The 17,361-nt window shown below is 57.6% G+C and carries 13 protein-coding genes and 1 pseudogene; 9 read left to right on the top strand and 5 right to left on the bottom strand.

The genetic code is table 11. From position 1 onward, the window contains the following. The first annotated feature begins 920 nt into the window (after nt 1-920). Entirely contained in the window at nt 921-2,225 is a 1,305-nt protein-coding gene (locus AC3IX4_RS15875) for an IS4 family transposase (RefSeq protein WP_489261189.1), read from the top strand. On the opposite strand, the gene AC3IX4_RS15870 is transcribed toward AC3IX4_RS15875, so the two are convergent. Beyond that, entirely contained in the window at nt 2,174-4,339 is a 2,166-nt protein-coding gene (locus tag AC3IX4_RS15870; RefSeq protein WP_489256391.1) for an eCIS core domain-containing protein, read from the bottom strand. The two genes, AC3IX4_RS15875 and AC3IX4_RS15870, sit on opposite strands and share 52 nt — an antisense overlap. Nucleotides 4,340-5,011: 672 nt before the next feature. Between AC3IX4_RS15870 and AC3IX4_RS15865 the strand changes: the two genes are divergently transcribed. After that, nucleotides 5,012-5,152, top strand: coding sequence for a hypothetical protein (locus AC3IX4_RS15865; protein ID WP_489256390.1), 141 nt, complete (start codon nt 5,012-5,014; stop codon nt 5,150-5,152). After that, a pseudogene (locus AC3IX4_RS15860) lies at nt 5,094-5,270 on the top strand (3-hydroxyacyl-CoA dehydrogenase family protein); the annotation flags it as partial. The gene AC3IX4_RS15865 and the pseudogene AC3IX4_RS15860, both read left to right, overlap by 59 nt. Before the next feature lie 120 nt (nt 5,271-5,390). On the opposite strand, the gene AC3IX4_RS15855 reads toward AC3IX4_RS15860, so the two are convergent. Beyond that, nucleotides 5,391-6,305: a hypothetical protein gene (locus AC3IX4_RS15855; RefSeq protein WP_489261394.1), complete on the bottom strand. Its 915-nt coding sequence runs from the start codon at nt 6,303-6,305 to the stop codon at nt 5,391-5,393. A gap of 17 nt (nt 6,306-6,322) precedes the next feature. Continuing rightward, nucleotides 6,323-7,597, bottom strand: a complete 1,275-nt coding sequence (locus tag AC3IX4_RS15850) for a tyrosine/phenylalanine carboxypeptidase domain-containing protein (RefSeq protein WP_489256389.1) — start codon at nt 7,595-7,597, stop codon at nt 6,323-6,325. Between the two features lie 563 nt (nt 7,598-8,160). On the opposite strand from AC3IX4_RS15850, the gene AC3IX4_RS15845 reads away from it, so the two are divergent. Beyond that, nucleotides 8,161-9,525 (top strand): sensor histidine kinase, encoded by a 1,365-nt coding sequence (locus AC3IX4_RS15845; RefSeq protein ID WP_489256388.1) that lies wholly within the window; start codon nt 8,161-8,163, stop codon nt 9,523-9,525. Nucleotides 9,526-10,147: 622 nt separating this feature from the next. Here AC3IX4_RS15845 and AC3IX4_RS15840 read toward each other — a convergent pair. Continuing rightward, nucleotides 10,148-10,828: a TetR/AcrR family transcriptional regulator gene (locus AC3IX4_RS15840; RefSeq protein WP_489256387.1), complete on the bottom strand. Its 681-nt coding sequence runs from the start codon at nt 10,826-10,828 to the stop codon at nt 10,148-10,150. Nucleotides 10,829-11,041: 213 nt separating this feature from the next. Here AC3IX4_RS15840 and AC3IX4_RS15835 point away from each other — a divergent pair, with 213 nt between their 5' ends. From AC3IX4_RS15835 to AC3IX4_RS15825, 3 genes are read left to right on the top strand one after another with little or no spacing between them, the layout of a single operon-like run. Beyond that, a complete protein-coding gene (locus AC3IX4_RS15835) occupies nt 11,042-11,881 on the top strand; it encodes a TauD/TfdA dioxygenase family protein (protein ID WP_489256386.1) in 840 nt (279 codons plus the stop codon). Between the two features lie 52 nt (nt 11,882-11,933). After that, nucleotides 11,934-12,704, top strand: a complete 771-nt coding sequence (locus tag AC3IX4_RS15830; protein ID WP_489256385.1) for a class II aldolase/adducin family protein — start codon at nt 11,934-11,936, stop codon at nt 12,702-12,704. Beyond that, entirely contained in the window at nt 12,697-13,716 is a 1,020-nt protein-coding gene (locus AC3IX4_RS15825) for a 2-hydroxyacid dehydrogenase (protein WP_489256384.1), read from the top strand. The genes AC3IX4_RS15830 and AC3IX4_RS15825 overlap by 8 nt, the downstream gene beginning before the upstream one ends. Before the next feature lie 142 nt (nt 13,717-13,858). Here AC3IX4_RS15825 and AC3IX4_RS15820 read toward each other — a convergent pair whose 3' ends face one another. Next, nucleotides 13,859-14,752: a LysR family transcriptional regulator gene (locus AC3IX4_RS15820; RefSeq protein WP_489256383.1), complete on the bottom strand. Its 894-nt coding sequence runs from the start codon at nt 14,750-14,752 to the stop codon at nt 13,859-13,861. 96 nt (nt 14,753-14,848) lie between these two features. Here AC3IX4_RS15820 and AC3IX4_RS15815 point away from each other — a divergent pair, with 96 nt between their 5' ends. Next, a complete protein-coding gene (locus AC3IX4_RS15815) occupies nt 14,849-15,991 on the top strand; it encodes an alpha/beta hydrolase (RefSeq protein WP_489256382.1) in 1,143 nt (380 codons plus the stop codon). A 45-nt stretch (nt 15,992-16,036) separates the two neighbouring features. Continuing rightward, nucleotides 16,037-17,248, top strand: coding sequence for an MFS transporter (locus tag AC3IX4_RS15810; protein ID WP_489256381.1), 1,212 nt, complete (start codon nt 16,037-16,039; stop codon nt 17,246-17,248). The last annotated feature ends 113 nt before the right edge of the window (nt 17,249-17,361 follow it).

Here is a 17,361-nt window from a genome sequence, read left to right as displayed (position 1 = left end):
AATAGGTATTTTTCCACTCCGAGGTCCGTTCAAGGAGCCCCTACCCATCCATGTCCTGGAGCTTGTGATACCTAGGCTGGCCTCATTGCCGTCAAGCCTGCTCTCACAGGGACTGAGCAGGCCTCTAGCCTAGCGCGGTAACGGTGGGAGCGAGTTCACTCGCGAACACGGGCGAAGCCCGTGCCATGCAGCGCGGTTAATTGACCGTCCGTTTTGGGTTGCTTCGTGACCATGACCGGCAGAGAACGACCCGATGCTGCCGGTCAGGATCGTCCGCATTGGGGCATCCAAACCTGTTGATCGGTGCGACACGCTGCCACTGTGGCAATAGGCTGCTCAGTCCCTCTGGGAGGACATCCCGGCACCCGCGCCAGAGTTCGTCTTCGATCAGCGCCTGGGCTGGTAACCCAGCGCACACTTTCATGCGCGCTGTTTGCCGAGCCGTTCCGACCGGCTCGTCGGCCAAACTTTGCCTGGCTCGCCCAACACCGCGACGCTCACCCGCCTGTCATCGCGGTGCCCCACAGTTGACTGGCCCCAGGCACCTCTCTCGAGCGCTTCGCCAGCCCCCGCAGGCCAACCCGACACCCAGGCTTGAGCCCTCCCGCGACACGTTGCCCTCATCAGGCCGCCTTCGGCAGCAGCCTCGGAAACGGAGCCCCCAGGCCGCACGAGGGCCACGCGAACTCTCCTGCGGACAGCGTTGACTCGACGTCCCGCAGCTGTGGGCATCGGAATCCCCGTCATTCACGGTTTGTCAGCGACTTCTTATCGGATAGCTTTTTCAACTATCGAATCGGTATAAGGACCAGCCCTTTCAAGGTCTTCGTTTAAACTCTCTCCCATCTACGGTCCAGGATGACGAAACGATGTGGGAAGAAGTCTTAGCGCGGTTTGAAAAAAAAGCACCGGCCAGCGTCATGGCCAAGTTGGCGTTGGAGCAGGCCATCCCGGCCGAGTGGGTCGATCAGGTGTTCGAAAACCATCGCCAACGCCAGTACCCGCGTGAGCTTTTGTTTTCGACCATCGTTGAGCTGATGTCCCTTGTTTCATTGGGTTTACGACCTTCACTGCATGCCGCTGCACGTCAGATGGAGGACCTTCCGGTTACCTTGGCAGCGCTCTATGACAAGGTCAGCCGCACAGAACCCGCGTTGCTGCGGGCCCTGGTCACCGGCAGCGCAGAGCGGTTGACCCCGACCATAGAAGCGTTGGGCTGTTCAGCCATTTTGCCCGGCTGGCAACTGCGTATCGTCGACGGCAACCACCTGCCTTCTACCGAAAAACGTCTGGGGGCTTTGCGGCGTGAACGAGGCGCCGCGCGGCCTGGTTTTTCGGTCGTGGTCTATGACCCCGACCTGGATCAGGTCGTTGACCTTCAGCCCTGCGAAGATGCCTACGCCAGTGAACGCGTCAGCGTACTGCCGTTGCTGGCGAGTGCGAGGGCGGGACAGCTGTGGATGGCCGATCGGCTCTATTGCACGCTCCCCGTCATGGAAGCCTGCGAGGAGTCGGGCGCCTCGTTCATTATTCGTCAGCAGAGTCACCATCCACGCCTGATCCAGGAAAACGACTGGCAAGAACCCGTGTCTGTCGAGGCTGGAACGGTGCGTGAACAAACCATCGAATTGAAAGGCGGACGCTGCTGGCGGCGAATTGAACTGAGCTTGCGAACGCCCACTGAGTCGGGTGACTCCACGCTCTTATTCTGGAGCAATTTGCCCGACAGCATCAGTGCTCAGCAGATCGCTGATTTGTACCGTCGTCGCTGGAGTATCGAAGGGATGTTCCAACGCCTGGAATCGGTGCTGGACAGTGAAATCGCAAGCCTGGGCAACCCCCGAGCGGCCTTGCTCGGTTTTGCCTCGGCGATCTTGGCCTACAACGTTTTGTCGGTCCTTAAGCGCAGTGTTGAACAGGCCCATCGCCAGACGCAGCCCGAGGGCTGGGAAGCTTCGATCTTCCACCTGGCGGTGCAGGTGCGCAGCAGTTATGAGGGGATGCAGATCGCGTTGCCCTCGGATTACCTATCACTCCAAACGACCTCAGAAACTCTGGCGGAGCGTCTGTTGGCGCTGGCCAGGAATATCCAGCCCCGACAGGTCGCTAAAAGCAAACGCGGCCCCAAAGTAGATAAACCCAAGGAATGGCTCGAGGGCAAAGCTGCGCGTGCTCATGTATCGACGGACCGGGTGCTCAAGGCCAAAAAAGATGAAAGACCTTGAAAGGGCTGGGTATAAGGACGGATTACCCACGCGAGCTTATCGATAAACTCGTTTCCAAATAAGTACTGCGGTGGACCGGATTCGGCAGGGTCGAGCTCTTCTTCGACAATCACATTACCCAAGTGCACCCGCTTGACGGTGGGGGGGGCTTGAACCGGATAACGATATCCACGCTTTGCGAGCTCAGCAAGACCATCCGCTCGCTTCTTCTCCCTCCATTCTAGCGTCTTTGATGAACTGAACTCATATCCGAAGTCTACGGCCAGGTTTTCATACGCTTCGGCAATTTGGAGAATACGACTGTATCCTAGCAGACCCCCTGGATCTTCCATGCCTCGCAGCCGAAATGGAGTGACACGATTCTTAAGATTCAAGTTCGCGTCCATATAAGACCACCCTGCCACACCAGCCGCCACCCCTTTCGCAAAACCCTCTTTGGTGAATTTGATCTGAATCTTCCTGATTGCCTCCCGAGCTGCAGCTACGTCTGCGACGCGAAGTAAGGCGTCGGGAATCACGGTCGCGGCAATATTCCCAGCACTGAAAGCCTCCTTTAAACCCGCTTTGGCGCCTGCCTTGGTCGCCGCCCAAAAGCCAGGTTCGGGTTCTAGCACCGGCGTCGACGTAGGGATCCCGCCCCGGGGAGCCTCCATCGGAGATTTCGGAGCAGGCATTCCGCGTTTCGCGGTTTCATCGACGATCACGCTCTCGGCGACATCGCCCGCGACCGTCGCCACGCTCTTGTCCACGGCGGTGATCTCGCCGACGGTGACGGTTGATCTCCCCACACTCCCCCAACCCTTCTTCGGTTTCTGGCGGTAGGGTTTCGCCGGATTGATATCGACCGCGGTGGTGGTGACCGGCCTTGCGATACTCCCAGACGGAGTTATCGATCCGCGGGACGGCACACTTGGATTGCCATGGGTGACACCCGGACTGTGCTCTGCCATCTGGGCGACGCAGTCCACGCATCCCAGATTGGAACTGGCCAGCAGCGAATCCGTAAGTCCTCCCGCTTTCGCTGTTTGGCTGAGCGGCGGCTCCGCGTGGGCGTGGGCGTGTCCTGTCTTCTTTGGCAAGTCCGTCCGTAGATTGTGAGCGGTGAGCTCAACGGAAGGAACGATTCGTTCTCCCGGTGTTACCGCGCGTTCGAGATAGGGCTCGAACTTCGGATCGTTTCCGCCGACCAACGTGACGATCTTGCCGTCCTTCACGCCCTGGAGCACGCCGACCGTGAACTGGCCGTTGAGCTGTTCCAGCGTCATTCGGCTCCCGGTCGCCTTGAGATATGCGGTGCCGGCCCTTCTGAAGATCTCTTTGGCACGCGCCACCAGCTGTTCGACGGAGAGGCGATTGAGTTTGAGCGGTGCCCGCAGCAGCAAAGAGCCCGTCAGGCTTCCGGCGCCCTCCTGCTGCACCGTGTGCACGAGCTCGTGCGCCAGCAATCGCTGGCCGGGGGCCGTGTGGGGCGCATAGCGACTGCGCGCGAACACGACATCGCGTCCGACCGTGTAGGCAAGGGCATGAACGGCATCGGCCGACTGCGCGGCGAGGGCATCCGAATGCACGCGCACGTCGCCGAAGTCGTGCCCAAAGCGCGGCTCGAAGTAGGCGCGCGTCGCCGAGTCGAGCGGCTGACCGGACGAGCGCAATGCCTCGTGAACGATGGGCGGCGCGGCAGCGGGTTCCAAATGACTGCCACCCATGCGCTTCATCTGCGGGGTTCTGTGCTGGTCGGACTTACACCGGGGACACGCTCCGCCGCAGGCGCAGTTGCGCTGCAATGCGGGTTCGGGCATCCGCATCACCTGTTCGGCGACGCGGTCCGCCTGATGCTCCAGCGGATCGTTGACCTGTCCGACTGCGAGCTTTCGCTGGAGGAGCGTTGGTCGCGCTTCAGGTCCGCTTGGCCGATCCGGCGCAAACAGCGGGATCTTACTGAAATCCCATGACGGGCTTTGGACGCTCGCTCGACTGCCTACCCGATCCGGGTCAGCCGCTTGCGACTGACAATCGGCAGGGGTGCCCGCGGTAAGGTGCGGTTTAGAAGCATGTGCCAGGGGAGCCTGCGAAGCCGTCTTCGCCTTTGGTGCCTTGATCGGACGAGCAAACATGGCTGCATCTCCTCGTCAGCAACATTCGCCACACAGATGGCTAACCAGCATCTGTCTTTGCGCATTATAGCCCCCTGGAGGGACCCACGAAAATCCAAAGGATAAGCGAAATAAGCAGAGTGCGAGAGGGGAGCGGCGTTTGCGGAGTCGCATAAGACGGTTTCTGTTGCCCGACAGTCCAAGTTGGGGGTGGTTCTCTCGGGCGGAATTGACTCGGTGAGATTGGTGGCGGAGTTCTCGGGAGGCTGGTACTGCATCCGCGGAGATTGCCTGGCAGGTGAACTGTTTGATTTCAAACTCGAGAATGCAAGGATGCGGACCGTTGCGGTGGTGCCAGAGCCCCCGCCAACAACGTTGGTGGCTGCAGGCATCGCAGGCTTAGTTATCCTCAGGCGACGTTGGCGGCCCAGTTAGCCACGCTAGGCATCGCGTCGGCTAAGCCAGTTTTTCAACAAAGACGAAGCGGGGTAAGACGAATGGCCGCTGTCGGGCAAGGAATCTGGCTTGGTCTATGACGGAAATTGGCCGGTTTCGGCCTGTCGTCACTGACGACAGTCGACCCAACGCTGCCGGTGGCGACAGGCGCCTAGGTCGGCCAGCATGTCCCGGTATCGACCATCATCGCGTCGACCACCTCGACTTTCCTGGTCACCGAGTTGAGCGAAATGGTCAGTGAGCCGCAGCGAAGCCACCTGCCCGCAGGTGGTCGAACGACTGCTGCAACTGCTCCAGCGGATCGGCAAGGTGCCGGTGGGTGGTGTGCAATCCGGTGGCTGGCTACATCGTGCCGCGCGTCCAGGCATTGGTCATTAACGAAGCCGCGCGGAGGGTGGAAGAGGGCGTGGCCTGCGCAGAAGATATCGATACCGCGGTGTGTGTCGGCTTTGGGTTGCGCTTCTCGGTGCTGGGCCTGCTTGAATTCATCGATTGGGGCGGCGGCGACATTTTGTACTACGCCTCGCGCTACCTGAGTGGAGCGCTGTCACCGCGCTTCGAATCGCCACAGGCACGTGGTTGCTGGCGCATGGATTCAAGCGTTGCGGGTCTGGACTTACTGCTCTGCACTTGCGCCCGATGCCGGATTCGCCCTGAAGCGCGAGGGCTTCTCCTCCATGACCCGCCCTTGCATCGTCTCGAAATCGGCCGTGGCGAGCAGATAGGCGCGCAGCTTCGGATCGACGATTTGCTGCTCATCCAGCGCGGCGATCAACGTGGGCAAGTGTTCGGATGCCCACGCCGGGCCGGTCACGCCAGGCACCTTTTGCAGATCGGGATTCGGGCTCTGGAGCAGCCCGAGATAGACGGCATAGCGCGTGTTGATCTGTTGCAGTTGTGACGTGCCCCCGCTCACCAACCGCCGGGCACGACTCAGGTCATTCTGTGCAAGCGCCTGCGTCAATTGGCCTTCGCGCTCCTTGACAACGCGCACCAGGATCGCAGCGGCCACTGTCGGTTGCGCCGCCTTGTCGGGATCAGCGATCAGGTCGATGCCTAACTCCGACCCATAGCGCTGATAATTCGTGCGCCCGGTGATCATGAGATAACCGCGACCGCGAAACTTCGCCCCGTCGCCCGGTTCGATGTTACCCAGACCTAATCTTCCCTCGTAACGTTCGAAGCCCGATGGCAATGGCGTGAATTCGATCAACGCCTTTTTCGTCTCGGCCGAGAACGGCACGCCGGAGTACTTGTTGAGGACTTCCGTTGCCCAGTCGCGCAACCCGGCCTCCTGCTTGCTCGGCTCCTCGCGCAGGATCTGAACGGCCAACTCGACGAACCTGCCCTGAATCTCACGTTCCTTGAGCGCCTTCGAGAAGCCATCGCCGACCCAGGCGACCGCGAGCGGAATGACAATCGCGGCGATGACTGATGAAATCGACTTGAGTTTTTCCCAAGGGTCCATCCTTGGTGCGACCGGCGCTGTTGAATTGATCGGCGGAGCAACGTGCGGCTGGGGTTCGGGCATGTTGCCTCCGGTTGTCATCATGGGGCACTGGCATCGCTTTCATGCTCGTCCGCAAAGCCCATGAACACGTCCAGATCGAGCACATCCAGATTGATGTGGGCGATAAAGGCGGAGAAGGCCAGGTTGGCGGCGAGCAGGCGTAGGTCGCAGGCCCAGGCGGGAACGTAGGTGGGGGCCTTGAGCCAGCCGCATTCGAAAAGGGGGGCCAGGCGCACGGTGTCACCCAGGCTGAGGCGCCCGGCAAACAAATGGCCCACCAGGTCCGGCCGGTTATCACGGATCGCAATGCGCAGCAGGGTGTGGACGCCGAGCATTCCGGTCAGGTAGGCGGCGTCTTTGGTAAAAGCGGAACCGCCACGCAGGTCGGTGCCACGGAAAACCCGTTGAGTCGAGCGGAAGGACTCCTCCTGTGACTGCCCGCCCGCCAAAAAGCCTTCAAATACTTGAATGAAGTCGGCGCCATCCTGCGCCTGCTGCACCGCGAGCACGCGCAGCGCCAGGCGCCGCAGACGGTTGATGTCCATGCTGCCCGTGAACAGCTCGGCCAGGGTGGCTATACCCTCCTGAGTCTGGGTGGTGCGCGGCGCCCCCAGGCCCAGGCTTTTGAGGTTGGGTTGCAGTGCACCGTTTTGTGCCGTGGCCACGTGCACGAACGCCTCGTGCTGCAACAACTGATTCTTGTCCAGTTCCGAAAACAGCGCGCTGGCCCGCAGGCGAATACGGCTCGCCCCGGCGATGGCCTTGGCGGCGAGGGTTGCATCGAGTACGACCTTGATCCGCCCCTCACCGAAGAAACAGTCCAGCTCCGGTTGAATCCAGGCGGCGAAGGCTTCGGCCGGTATATCGGCCTGGGTCGGCGGAATCCGGGCACCGCCCAGCAGGGCGTCGGTGGTCTTGAGAAAGAAACGGGCCGCGTCCAGCATGCTCAGCTTCAGGTGCGTGTAGTAGAAGTCCGGGCGGCGGTATAGCGCTGACGAATATTGAGTAAAGGCCGGCGTACCAATGGCACCGAGCATGCGTCCGGCGGTGGCATAGCTGCGAGCGGTCATGGCGAGAAAATTGCCGGCCGGATGGCCTGGATCGCAATGGCCAATAAAGTCTTCAAGTGCGGCGATATCGGCAGTGTGATCGGGGCGGTGGAGTTCGACTTTGGGTAACTGTGCACGTCCGGTGCGCCAATTTGTCAGGAAGACTTCCTCGATGCCGTCGGGCCAGCTCAAGGCATCCAGTACGCGAATTTTGCGGGTCAGGCTGGGTAGGGTGGCGTCGAGGTCGGATAAGGAGAGAGTCATGGAAGGGTCCTTGGTTGACAAGGTTTGATCGTGAAAGCTTAGACGTCGGCAGGAGAGTGCGTTAACCGGCGCATTTCGTGGTTATGATCGGCAGAGAACAGCCCATAGCTACCCTTCGCACAGGGCTGCTGTCGGCCAAAAGCGGACTCAGCCCTTGGGATTCGCATCCAAAAAGCAGCTTCAAAGTTACCTGTGGAATCTCTATACCCGCTATCAAGGGAAACTACCCCGTTAACGGGGTCTAGCACCCGCTTCCTACGTCCGGCCATTTCTGCCGCTGCAGTGGGCACATGAACAGTCTGCGCCCCCAATAGCGCGTCGCTGCATGAATATTGGGCGCTGCAGCCAGGAATTAGGAGGCGTTGAATCTATTGGCATAGAGAATGCTGTGCATCTATCTAGCGCGTCACTAAGCGGTTGAAGCTGCTACAACTGGATAAGCAGCACACCTAGGGCCACTCCATATGAACGCAACCGCTGCATTGTTTAAACGCTTGCGCCGGAGAACGGCTGACTCGAGTGCGCCCACAAAACAACTCAATCTCCTGCGGTGGTTTTCGATCGTGAGCTTCCTTCTCATTAGCGTGATAGCTTTTGGGCTGGGCTCTGTGTCAACACGCTTTCTAGTAGCAGAGAGTCTTGAACGTGATGCCCTGTTGTCAGCGCAGTTCATTCAGACCATCGCAAAAGATGAGATACATAATCACGGGCTGACTGGTATACAGATCGGGAAAGCTCTCCCATCTTCTGAATATGAAACGCTGTCGGAAGGAGTGCAGAACGGGCAACGCGTGCGCACCAAGTTTCTAGACTACCTTTCGCGCTACCCAGACTCGCTCTTGATCTCCATTTACTCCCCACATCGAACTGTGGTTTGGTCAACCAATCCGGAGTTAGTTGGGAAAAAAATTTTGAACGAAGAGCTTGAAGAAGCATTTAGCTCAAAAGATCGGGTATCCACTGAATACAATGAAGTAGATGAAGGCCGTAGGGAGCAGCAATTTTTGCGCGCCCCCAGAATGCTTTTCATTGAGAGCTACATTCCCCTTGTAGACGACCAGGGGAACATTCTGGCAGTAATTGAAATTTACAGGGAGCCGTTCGATCTGATTGAACGCCTTAATCGAGGGCACTGGATAATAGGGCTGTTCACCATGGGAGGCCTGCTTCTGTGCTTCGGACTTTATTGGATTGCCCGACGAGCATCAATGCTGTTGGCATCACAAGAGGACCAAGTTGTTGCCAACAAGACCTACGTTGGCTTAAGCGAAATGTCTACTTCGGTTGCCCATTGCCTTCGCAACCCCCTTGCCTGCATCCGCTCAAGCGCAGAATTGGCGAACAGCATGGATGGCCAACCTGCGAAGAAAAACATCGACGATATCGTCAGTCAGGTGGATCGGATGTCGCGATGGGCGAATGAATTGCTACTGTGTTTAAGCCCGATCCGCAGTGAGGCAGAATTGGTGAAACTGATGCCGATGGTACAAGCCACACTTAACAGCTTCAGCTTGCAGCTGACTCAATCAAGCATTCAGGTCGAGTTCAAAAATGAGCCCGCCCCTAAAATCATCGCCAATCCTGTTGTGCTTTCTCAGATCTTAAGTAGCGTCATTGCCAATGCCATAGAGGCGATGCCGACAGGAGGTAAACTAACCATCCAGGCCTGTGTGGATGAAGCCCATCAGTGGTTACATCTAACCTTTGGCGACACCGGGGGTGGCGCGTCGCGACAGCTAGGAATGATGGATTTTAAATCCATCTACACCACTAGGCACGGCAGTGTAGGCCTAGGATTGACCATGGTGAAGCAGATCATGGAAAGCTTTGGTGGAGAAGCGAGCCTGACCAGCCACGAACAACGGGGAACATCAGTACGATTAAGTTTCAGAGTAGGAATAGAAGAGCTAGCTTATTGCGGTAACTAACTCAAGTGAATCGCCCCCTATGCGCTATATGAGCCGATAGTCCTTACTTTGATACTTATTCTCTTCATTTTTGCCATTGAGGCAGCCTTGACGCTTATCAGCTTTTTTGTCGATTGAAAGTGAGAGAGCAGCAACTGTCACCTGTCGATCGACTCCGATGTCCGTTATTGGCCGATTCTGTTGAAAAAGTCGACCGTGTTTTCTAAAGCAGAAAAGTACGCGTCGGAGATTGAAATCCTGAATGTCCGCAGAGCCTTTCAGGCTGATATTTCACGTAGAAGCGTGCTGAAGAGGCGCTTTCACCGATCCATCCTACGGCATTCTGAAAAAACCGACTTTTTCAACAGAATCGGCCGATTTCTGCCTGTCGCCACCGTCAGCTTGGGTCGTGTGCGGCCCATCGCGACCGGCAGAGAACGACCCCAAGCGGTCGGTCGTAGCCGGCAGACATTTACCCAGCGAACCGTTGAGGGATTTATTTTCCATTGATTCGATCCCGCAGCCGATGCTGTCTGACGGCCAAGCCGAGTCAGATAAGCGAACGAGGCTGCTGATAACGGAACATAGGGTAAATACGGCGTGAGGAATGTTGACAAAATCTCGTTGCTGTATGGGCCGCCTGTCAGTCGAATGCGGATGGACGCAGGCAACCGATAGCCATGGCGACCAGGCTGTCGAGCAAGGCCGGATGCTCCAGCTGCGCCGGAATATCCTCCAACACCGACCGGATTACACTGCGCAACCCCTGTCCGAGCAAATAAGCCGCCGAGGCGGGGTGCTCCGTGGTGATCTCATGCTCGTACAGATGCAGGAGCGGCAGCCAGGTCGCTTCGATGAATTCACCTGTCGTGTGGTAAGGACCGCGCCACATTCCCAGGTGCAGCGCGGAGTGGTAACGCAAATGAAAGGCTTTGTTCAATTTGAACAGGCGTGTTTCGACACGAATGATGTTGGCCAGAATATCGTGCAGTGCCGATTTTAATGGCACACCAACCAGCCTTTCGCGCACCCTCAGTAGTTCCTCGGACTCCTCGTCGAGAACACGCTCGTAAAGTAAGGCAACGATCGCGTCCTTGTTGGGGAAATATTGGTAGATCGAGCCGACTGCGACCCCTGATATTTCCGCGATGCGCGCGACGGTCAGCGCTTCCTCGCCTGTCTCATCCAGAATCAGCAGGCACGCCTGCTCCACGGCATCGACCAGTGCGCGAGAGCGTGACTGGGTCGGACGCTTGCGTAACGCGGGAAGCCGCTCCGGCGAAGACTTTGGGCCCATAGTGGTTTCATCACCTTTCTTATTCATGGGAATCCGAGTGCTGAATTTATCGCCGTACTAAAACTTTAATATTTATCAATTAAATCAATTAGTTAATAACAAATTTTGTCGCATTATTGAATGCGAATATCTCAGCCGTCGCGACGTGAGTATGATCGTTTTCGTCAATCAGACAACGTCTAAACGCGTAGTAATGCGCCCCATAAGATCGGATGTTCCAACCCTTCAGGGAGATTGTCCATGCCTTCATCTTTCATTGTCCGGCCCCTTGGCCCAAGCCTGGGTGCCGAAGTGCTTGATCTAGATCCGGCTTCATTAGTTTTGCCAGAAACACTGGCGGCGCTTGAGGCGGCTCTTTTCAAACATGAAGCCATCGTATTGCACGTCCCGGGACTAACACCCGAGCAACATTTGGCGATTGCACGGTATTTCGGTGAGCCAGAAGTCCACACCTTCTATCCCAACCTGGGCGAGGGCTTTGAACAGATCACCGTGATCGACTCCAAGCTGGGCGATCGAGCTGATATGTGGCACCACGACGAGAGCTTTCTGCCCAGCCCACCGATTGTCACAATGACTCACGCCCAGATCCTGCCGCCGTGTGGCGGCGACACCTGCTGGATCAGCATGACCACGGCCTACGACGCGCTGTCCGAGCGCATGAAACACTACCTCGAAGGCCTCAGCGCCTGGCACGACATGAACGGGCCAATGACGGCAGCGCTGCGCCAAAACGTCGTCACGCACGAGCGCTATGTCGAGGTCATCAAAGCGAACCGACGGCACCTGCATCCGCTGGTCATTCAGCACCCGGTGACAGGTCGCAAGGCGCTGTATCTGAGCCCGACCTACACCACCCATATCGACGGCCTGGCCATCCCCGAGGGCGATGCCATCCTTGCCTACCTGCATGCGCATTGCCAACACGTTCAATTCGGTTTCCGCCATCGCTGGCGCGTCGGTGACATGGTGCTCTGGGACAACCGTAGCGTGCTCCACAACGCCATCCTGGACTATCAACCGCACCAACGGCGCATGCAGCGCACCTCGGTTTTCGCTCGCGGGTCTTTCCATGGGTAATTCATTGATTGGTCAATCACAGCTTGAGACAGTCGTTCAAGAGGAAACAACTATGTTGAAGGACTCGCTTAACATGGATTTGCTGGCCCGCTACGCTCCCAAGCCAGGTCGATATGCGCTGCTGCCCGAATTGACACCACACCAGACCGTGGCATTGCTGTGTCGGGTTTTGTATCGCGAGGGTTATAACGACCACATTGCCGGCCACATCACCGTTCGCCAGGACGATGGCACTTACCTGGCCAACCCATGGGAACTCACCTGGGGTGAAGTGACCGCCTCGGATATCGTGCGCCTCGATACGCACGGCAAGGTGATCGAGGGTGAGTGGAACATCACCCCGGCCATCAACCTGCACATAGATGTACACACCGCCCGGCATGATGTCGGGGTAGTGATCCACAACCATCCGCAGTGGGGATCAGTGTGGTCGGCGGCTGGGCGTATTCCGCCGATCTATGACCAAACGTCCGCCTTGGTTGACACTGACCCGGTGCTCTATGACGAGTATCAGGGCACGGTAGAAGACACCGAACGAGGCCGCGCCGTCGTGGACGCTCTCGGTACGCAAAAATGGGCGTTGCTCGCCAACCACGGCGTGCTGGTGGTGGCCAACGGCATCCGCCAAGCACACTTGCGCGCTATCACACTGGAGTGGCGCAGCCGTCTGGCCTGGCATGTCGAAACACTCGGCGGCGGCTCACCGTTGCCCGCCAGTGTCGCGCTCGCAACCGGAGAGCGCACCGATGCCAATGGGTTCCCATTCCTGTGGGAAGCCATGGCTCGCGAGGAAATCCGGCGCGATCCAACCGTTCTTGAGTAAGCCCCTCCCACTTGTCGCGGCGGCATGGCAGACGTCCACGCCGCTGATACTTCGTACTTTACCGAGACATGACAACGCGATGAAACCCACTTTGTTACTGCTTTCCCGCATGCCCGATAGTTTCATCATCCGCCTGCGCGAGCATTTCGACTGTCACTCGTATTCGCTTCTTGACGAAAAGCGGCTCATGGAACTGGCTCCCACTGTGCGAGGCATTGTTGCAACTGCCGAATCCAGCGTGCCCCGTGTATTGATCGCTCGACTGCCAGCGCTCGAAATCATCTCGGTGCTGGGTGTCGGTTACGACGGAATCGATCTTGAAGCCGCGCGCGAACACAACGTTTGGGTCACCCATACCCCTGAACTGTCCACTGAAGACATTGCAGATTTCGCTATCGCGCTGTTGCTGTGTACCGCACGCCAAGTGCTAACCGCCGACCGATTTGTGCGACGAGGTGAATGGACAGCCGGCCGCCATCCGATGACTTCGCGGGTGTTTGGCGGACGAATGGGCATCGTCGGTTTGGGCCGTATTGGCAGAGCAGTGGCTTTACGAGCCCAGGCGTTCGGTATGAGCATTGCGTATACGGGGCGCACGCCAAAGGCTGATGTGCCCTATCGCTGGTGCAACGATGTACAAGCACTGGCGGCGAGTGTCGATTATCTGGTGGTGTGCGCGAGCGGTGGCTCCGACACTCACGGCATGATCAACGCGGCCGTGCTGGCAGAGCTTGGCCACTGCGGTTTATTGATCAATATCGCGCGCGGCTCCATCGTCGACGAAGATGCCCTTGTCGAGGCCTTGCGCGACCGCAAGATTCTCGCGGCGGGGCTCGATGTGTTTTGCGATGAGCCGCACGTTTCGCAGGCATTGCTAGCGTTGCCCAACGTGGTGCTGACACCGCATATGGCCAGTTCTACTCATGCGACAGTTCAGGCAATGCTGGATCTGACTTTCGATAACTTGACAACTCATTTCGCGGGGGAACCTGTATTAACTCCAGTAAACTAGCGCTGCTACCGGCAGACCTTGCAATGAGGTTCAACCTTGTCGCGGCCGCTCTGACTGACTGCTTGTGGCCGTTTTCTGCCTGTCGTGAAGGGCAGAAATCCACAACCAATAGCAGACGTTGCCGCGCTGAAATATAGAACGCTCAGCTTCTATATTTCAGCGCCTCCACCAATGCAGAAAAGGCGGGAGACGCCTGGCGTCTGTTGGGGTAATACAAATGGTAGCCCTGAAACTCAGGACACCAGTCGGCCAGGACTTCTTTGAGTCGGCCGTCGGCCAGATACGGTGCGACCAATTCCTCTGGTACGTAGGCCAGACCAACGCCATCAACGGCGGCATTGAGAACATGCATGATGCTGTTGAAAACGAGTTGCCCATCTGCCTTGACCGCAAACGCCTGGCCATCTCGTTCAAACTCCCAGGCGTAAATCGCCCCTGATGGCCTGTGTCGAATATTGACGCAGTCATGGGCAGTCAAATCATGGGGCGTCGCGGGTGCCGGTTTGCGTTCGAAATACGCCGGAGATCCCACCACCGCCAACCGCCAATCCGGTCCTATGCGAACCGCAATCATGTCCTTGCTGATCGATTCGCCCATGCGAATACCGGCATCGAAGCGTTCCTCGACCACGTTGGTGAATCCATAGTCGACGTAGAACTCCAGTGTGATATCCGGGTAATTCTTCAAGAAGCCTGCGAGCATCGGCCGAATGCACAACTCAATCTGATCGTCAGTGCAGGAAATACGAATCGTGCCACTGGGCTTGTCCCGTAATTCGCTCAAGGCTTCAAGCTCAACAGCGATCTGATCAAAAAGCGGGGCGATCGAGCGCATCAATCTTTCTCCCGCCTCTGTCGGCGACACATTGCGTGTCGTGCGGGCCAGCAGACGAATCCCAAGTCTTTGTTCAAGTGCCCGGATCGTATGACTCAGCGCAGAAGGCGTAATGCCCAGTTTGGCGGCGGCTTTGGTAAAGCTTTGATCGCGCGCCACTGCCAGAAAAGCTTGGAGATCGTTGACTTTGGTATTGGCCATTGCTGAGTTTTTCTCAAAGCTACATGAAGATTACACCTACTAATCAGGGTATCTCGAATCCGTCAAGCTCTGTCACCTATCTGGAACGGAGTACTGATGATGAGCGAGACACCTGCAACTCTTGTAGCTACAGAAGCCTTGACCCCTCCTGGGCTTGATCGGCGCGAATTCGTAAAGGCTGCGGGCGTCAGCATTGCGGCTCTGGGCGTCCTTTCGATCGCAGGCGGCTCAGCCTTTGCGGCTGACTCGAAAAACGCTGTCAACCCGCCGGAAGGTGCCGACAATTTTTATAAAAGCGACAAGGTCACAGTGCAAAAGGTGACTTTCAAGAACTCATACAATCTTCAGATTGTGGGCAATCTTGTTACGCCCAAAAATCTGGCTCGAAACGTTAAAGCGCCGGCGATTATCGTCGGTCATCCCATGGGAGCAGTCAAAGAGCAAAGCTCCATGCTCTACGCACAAAAGCTGGCGGAACAAGGCTTCATCACGCTGGCGATTGACTTGCCATTCTGGGGAGAGAGTGAGGGCCTACCTCGTAACCAGGTCGCGCCCGAAATGTATGCCGACGCTTTCAGTGCCGCCGTTGACTACCTTGGCATGCGGGACTTTATCGATCGCAACCGTATCGGCGTACTGGGTATCTGTGGCAGCGGTGGCTTTGCCATCAGTGCGGCCAAGATGGATCTGCGTTTGAAAGCCGTGGCCACCGTCAGCATGTACGACATGGGCGCCGTTACCCGTCATGGTCTGGGGCGCTCAGTGACTGTCGAGCAACGCCAGGCCATGCTCGCCAAAGCCGCCGGGCAACGCTACGACGAGTTTTCTACCGGAACAATGCAATTTCTGAACTATCTGCCTGCGCAGCCTGGCAAGGAAACCGACCCGGTAACTCGCGAGTTTTGGGACTTCTATCGCACGCCACGCGGTATCCATATCCCTCATGGCAGAACGTTGGAACTGACGCAAAACCGCGCTTTGACCAGTGAAGTCAGGTTCGTGAATTTCTATCCATTCAACGATATCGAGACGATTTCCCCGCGTCCGCTGCTGTTCATCGCTGGCGATCAGGCGCACTCCAGGGCGTTCAGCGAGGACGCCTACCAACGCGCCGCCGAACCTAAGGAACTGGCCTGGGTTCCCGGCGCTGGTCACGTAGATCTGTACGACCGCGTGAACTTGATTCCCTGGACAAAACTCACTGCCTTTTTTACCCGGCACCTGACGGTGGTTGGCTAAAAGGCCAGTGCTTCAGCCAACAACTGTTTGAAGAGAGGTTTTTGAATGACGGCTCAAGTATTCGACACCCCGGCAGGTAATGCCCTCGGCACGCAGGAGACTGGGGAACTGCCGGCTTACTGGAGTGGCATCTTTGCGATGACACTGTGCGTATTCGCGCTGATCGCTTCGGAGTTCATGCCTGTCAGTTTGCTCACGCCGATTGCATCGGATCTGCAAATCAGTGAAGGACTGGCCGGGTATGGGATCGCCATCTCCGGCGCTTTCGCGGTGCTGACAAGCCTTTCGATTTCTAGGCTTGCGGGCTCAATGGACCGCAAGACGCTGTTGCTTCTACTGACAGGGATTATGTGCGCGTCGGGGCTGGTGGTCGGTCTAGCGCCAAACTATACGGTGTACATGATTGGCCGTGCGCTGATCGGCGTGGTGATCGGCGGGTTCTGGTCGATGTCGGCGGCAATGGCCATGCGCTTGGTACCGTCCCATAGCGTGCCCAAGGCTTTGGCAATCTTCAACGGCGGCAATGCTTTGGCAACCGTAGTGGCCGCACCACTGGGAAGCTATCTGGGGAGTGTCATCGGTTGGCGGGGTGCTTTTTTCTGCCTGATTCCGGTAGCGATCATCGCGTTGATCTGGCAGTGGATCAGCCTGCCAGCCATGACGGCGGCGCCGCGCAAAGCGGGTGCTGGCAATGTCTTTCGATTGTTCAAGAGCCCATTGGTCAGTTTCGGCATGTTGAGTGTGGGCACTTTCTTCATGGGGCAGTTTGTATTGTTCACCTATCTGCGCCCGTTCCTGGAGACCGTCACTGGTGTAGATGTCTCCATGTTGTCGATGATCCTGCTGGTCATCGGCGTGGCGGGTTTTGTCGGGACCATTCTGATCGGCACTTTCCTGAAAACCGGCATGTACCGCGTCCTGGTCTGCGTTCCACTCTTGATGGCCGCCATTGCACTTTCCTTGATCGTCCTTGGCGGCGGAGTCGTGGCAGCTTTCGTATTGCTGGGGCTGTGGGGCCTGATCGCGGCGGCGGCACCTGTGGGGTGGTGGTCGTGGTTGGCCAAGGCGTTGCCCAAGGATGCTGAAGCCGGTGGCGGCCTGATGGTGGCAGTCATTCAGCTATCCATTGCGCTGGGCTCTACCCTCGGCGGACTGCTGTTCGACGGGAGCGGCTACCGCATGACATTTCTCGCAAGCTCTATCTTGTTGATACTCGCCGCAGTGACGGCCTTTTTCACATCGCGAAAACAGGATTAATAGAAGGCAGATTTGAGTAAGGCTGGCAACTGTCCGCAATGTGTCAGATCGGATTTGATCCAACGTCGCTATTGGCCAACACGTATGCCAGCGCTCACTGGCTAACACCAATA

This window comes from Pseudomonas sp. KH_021 (genome assembly GCF_057838865.1).
This window is presented reverse-complemented; position numbering and strand designations above follow the sequence as displayed.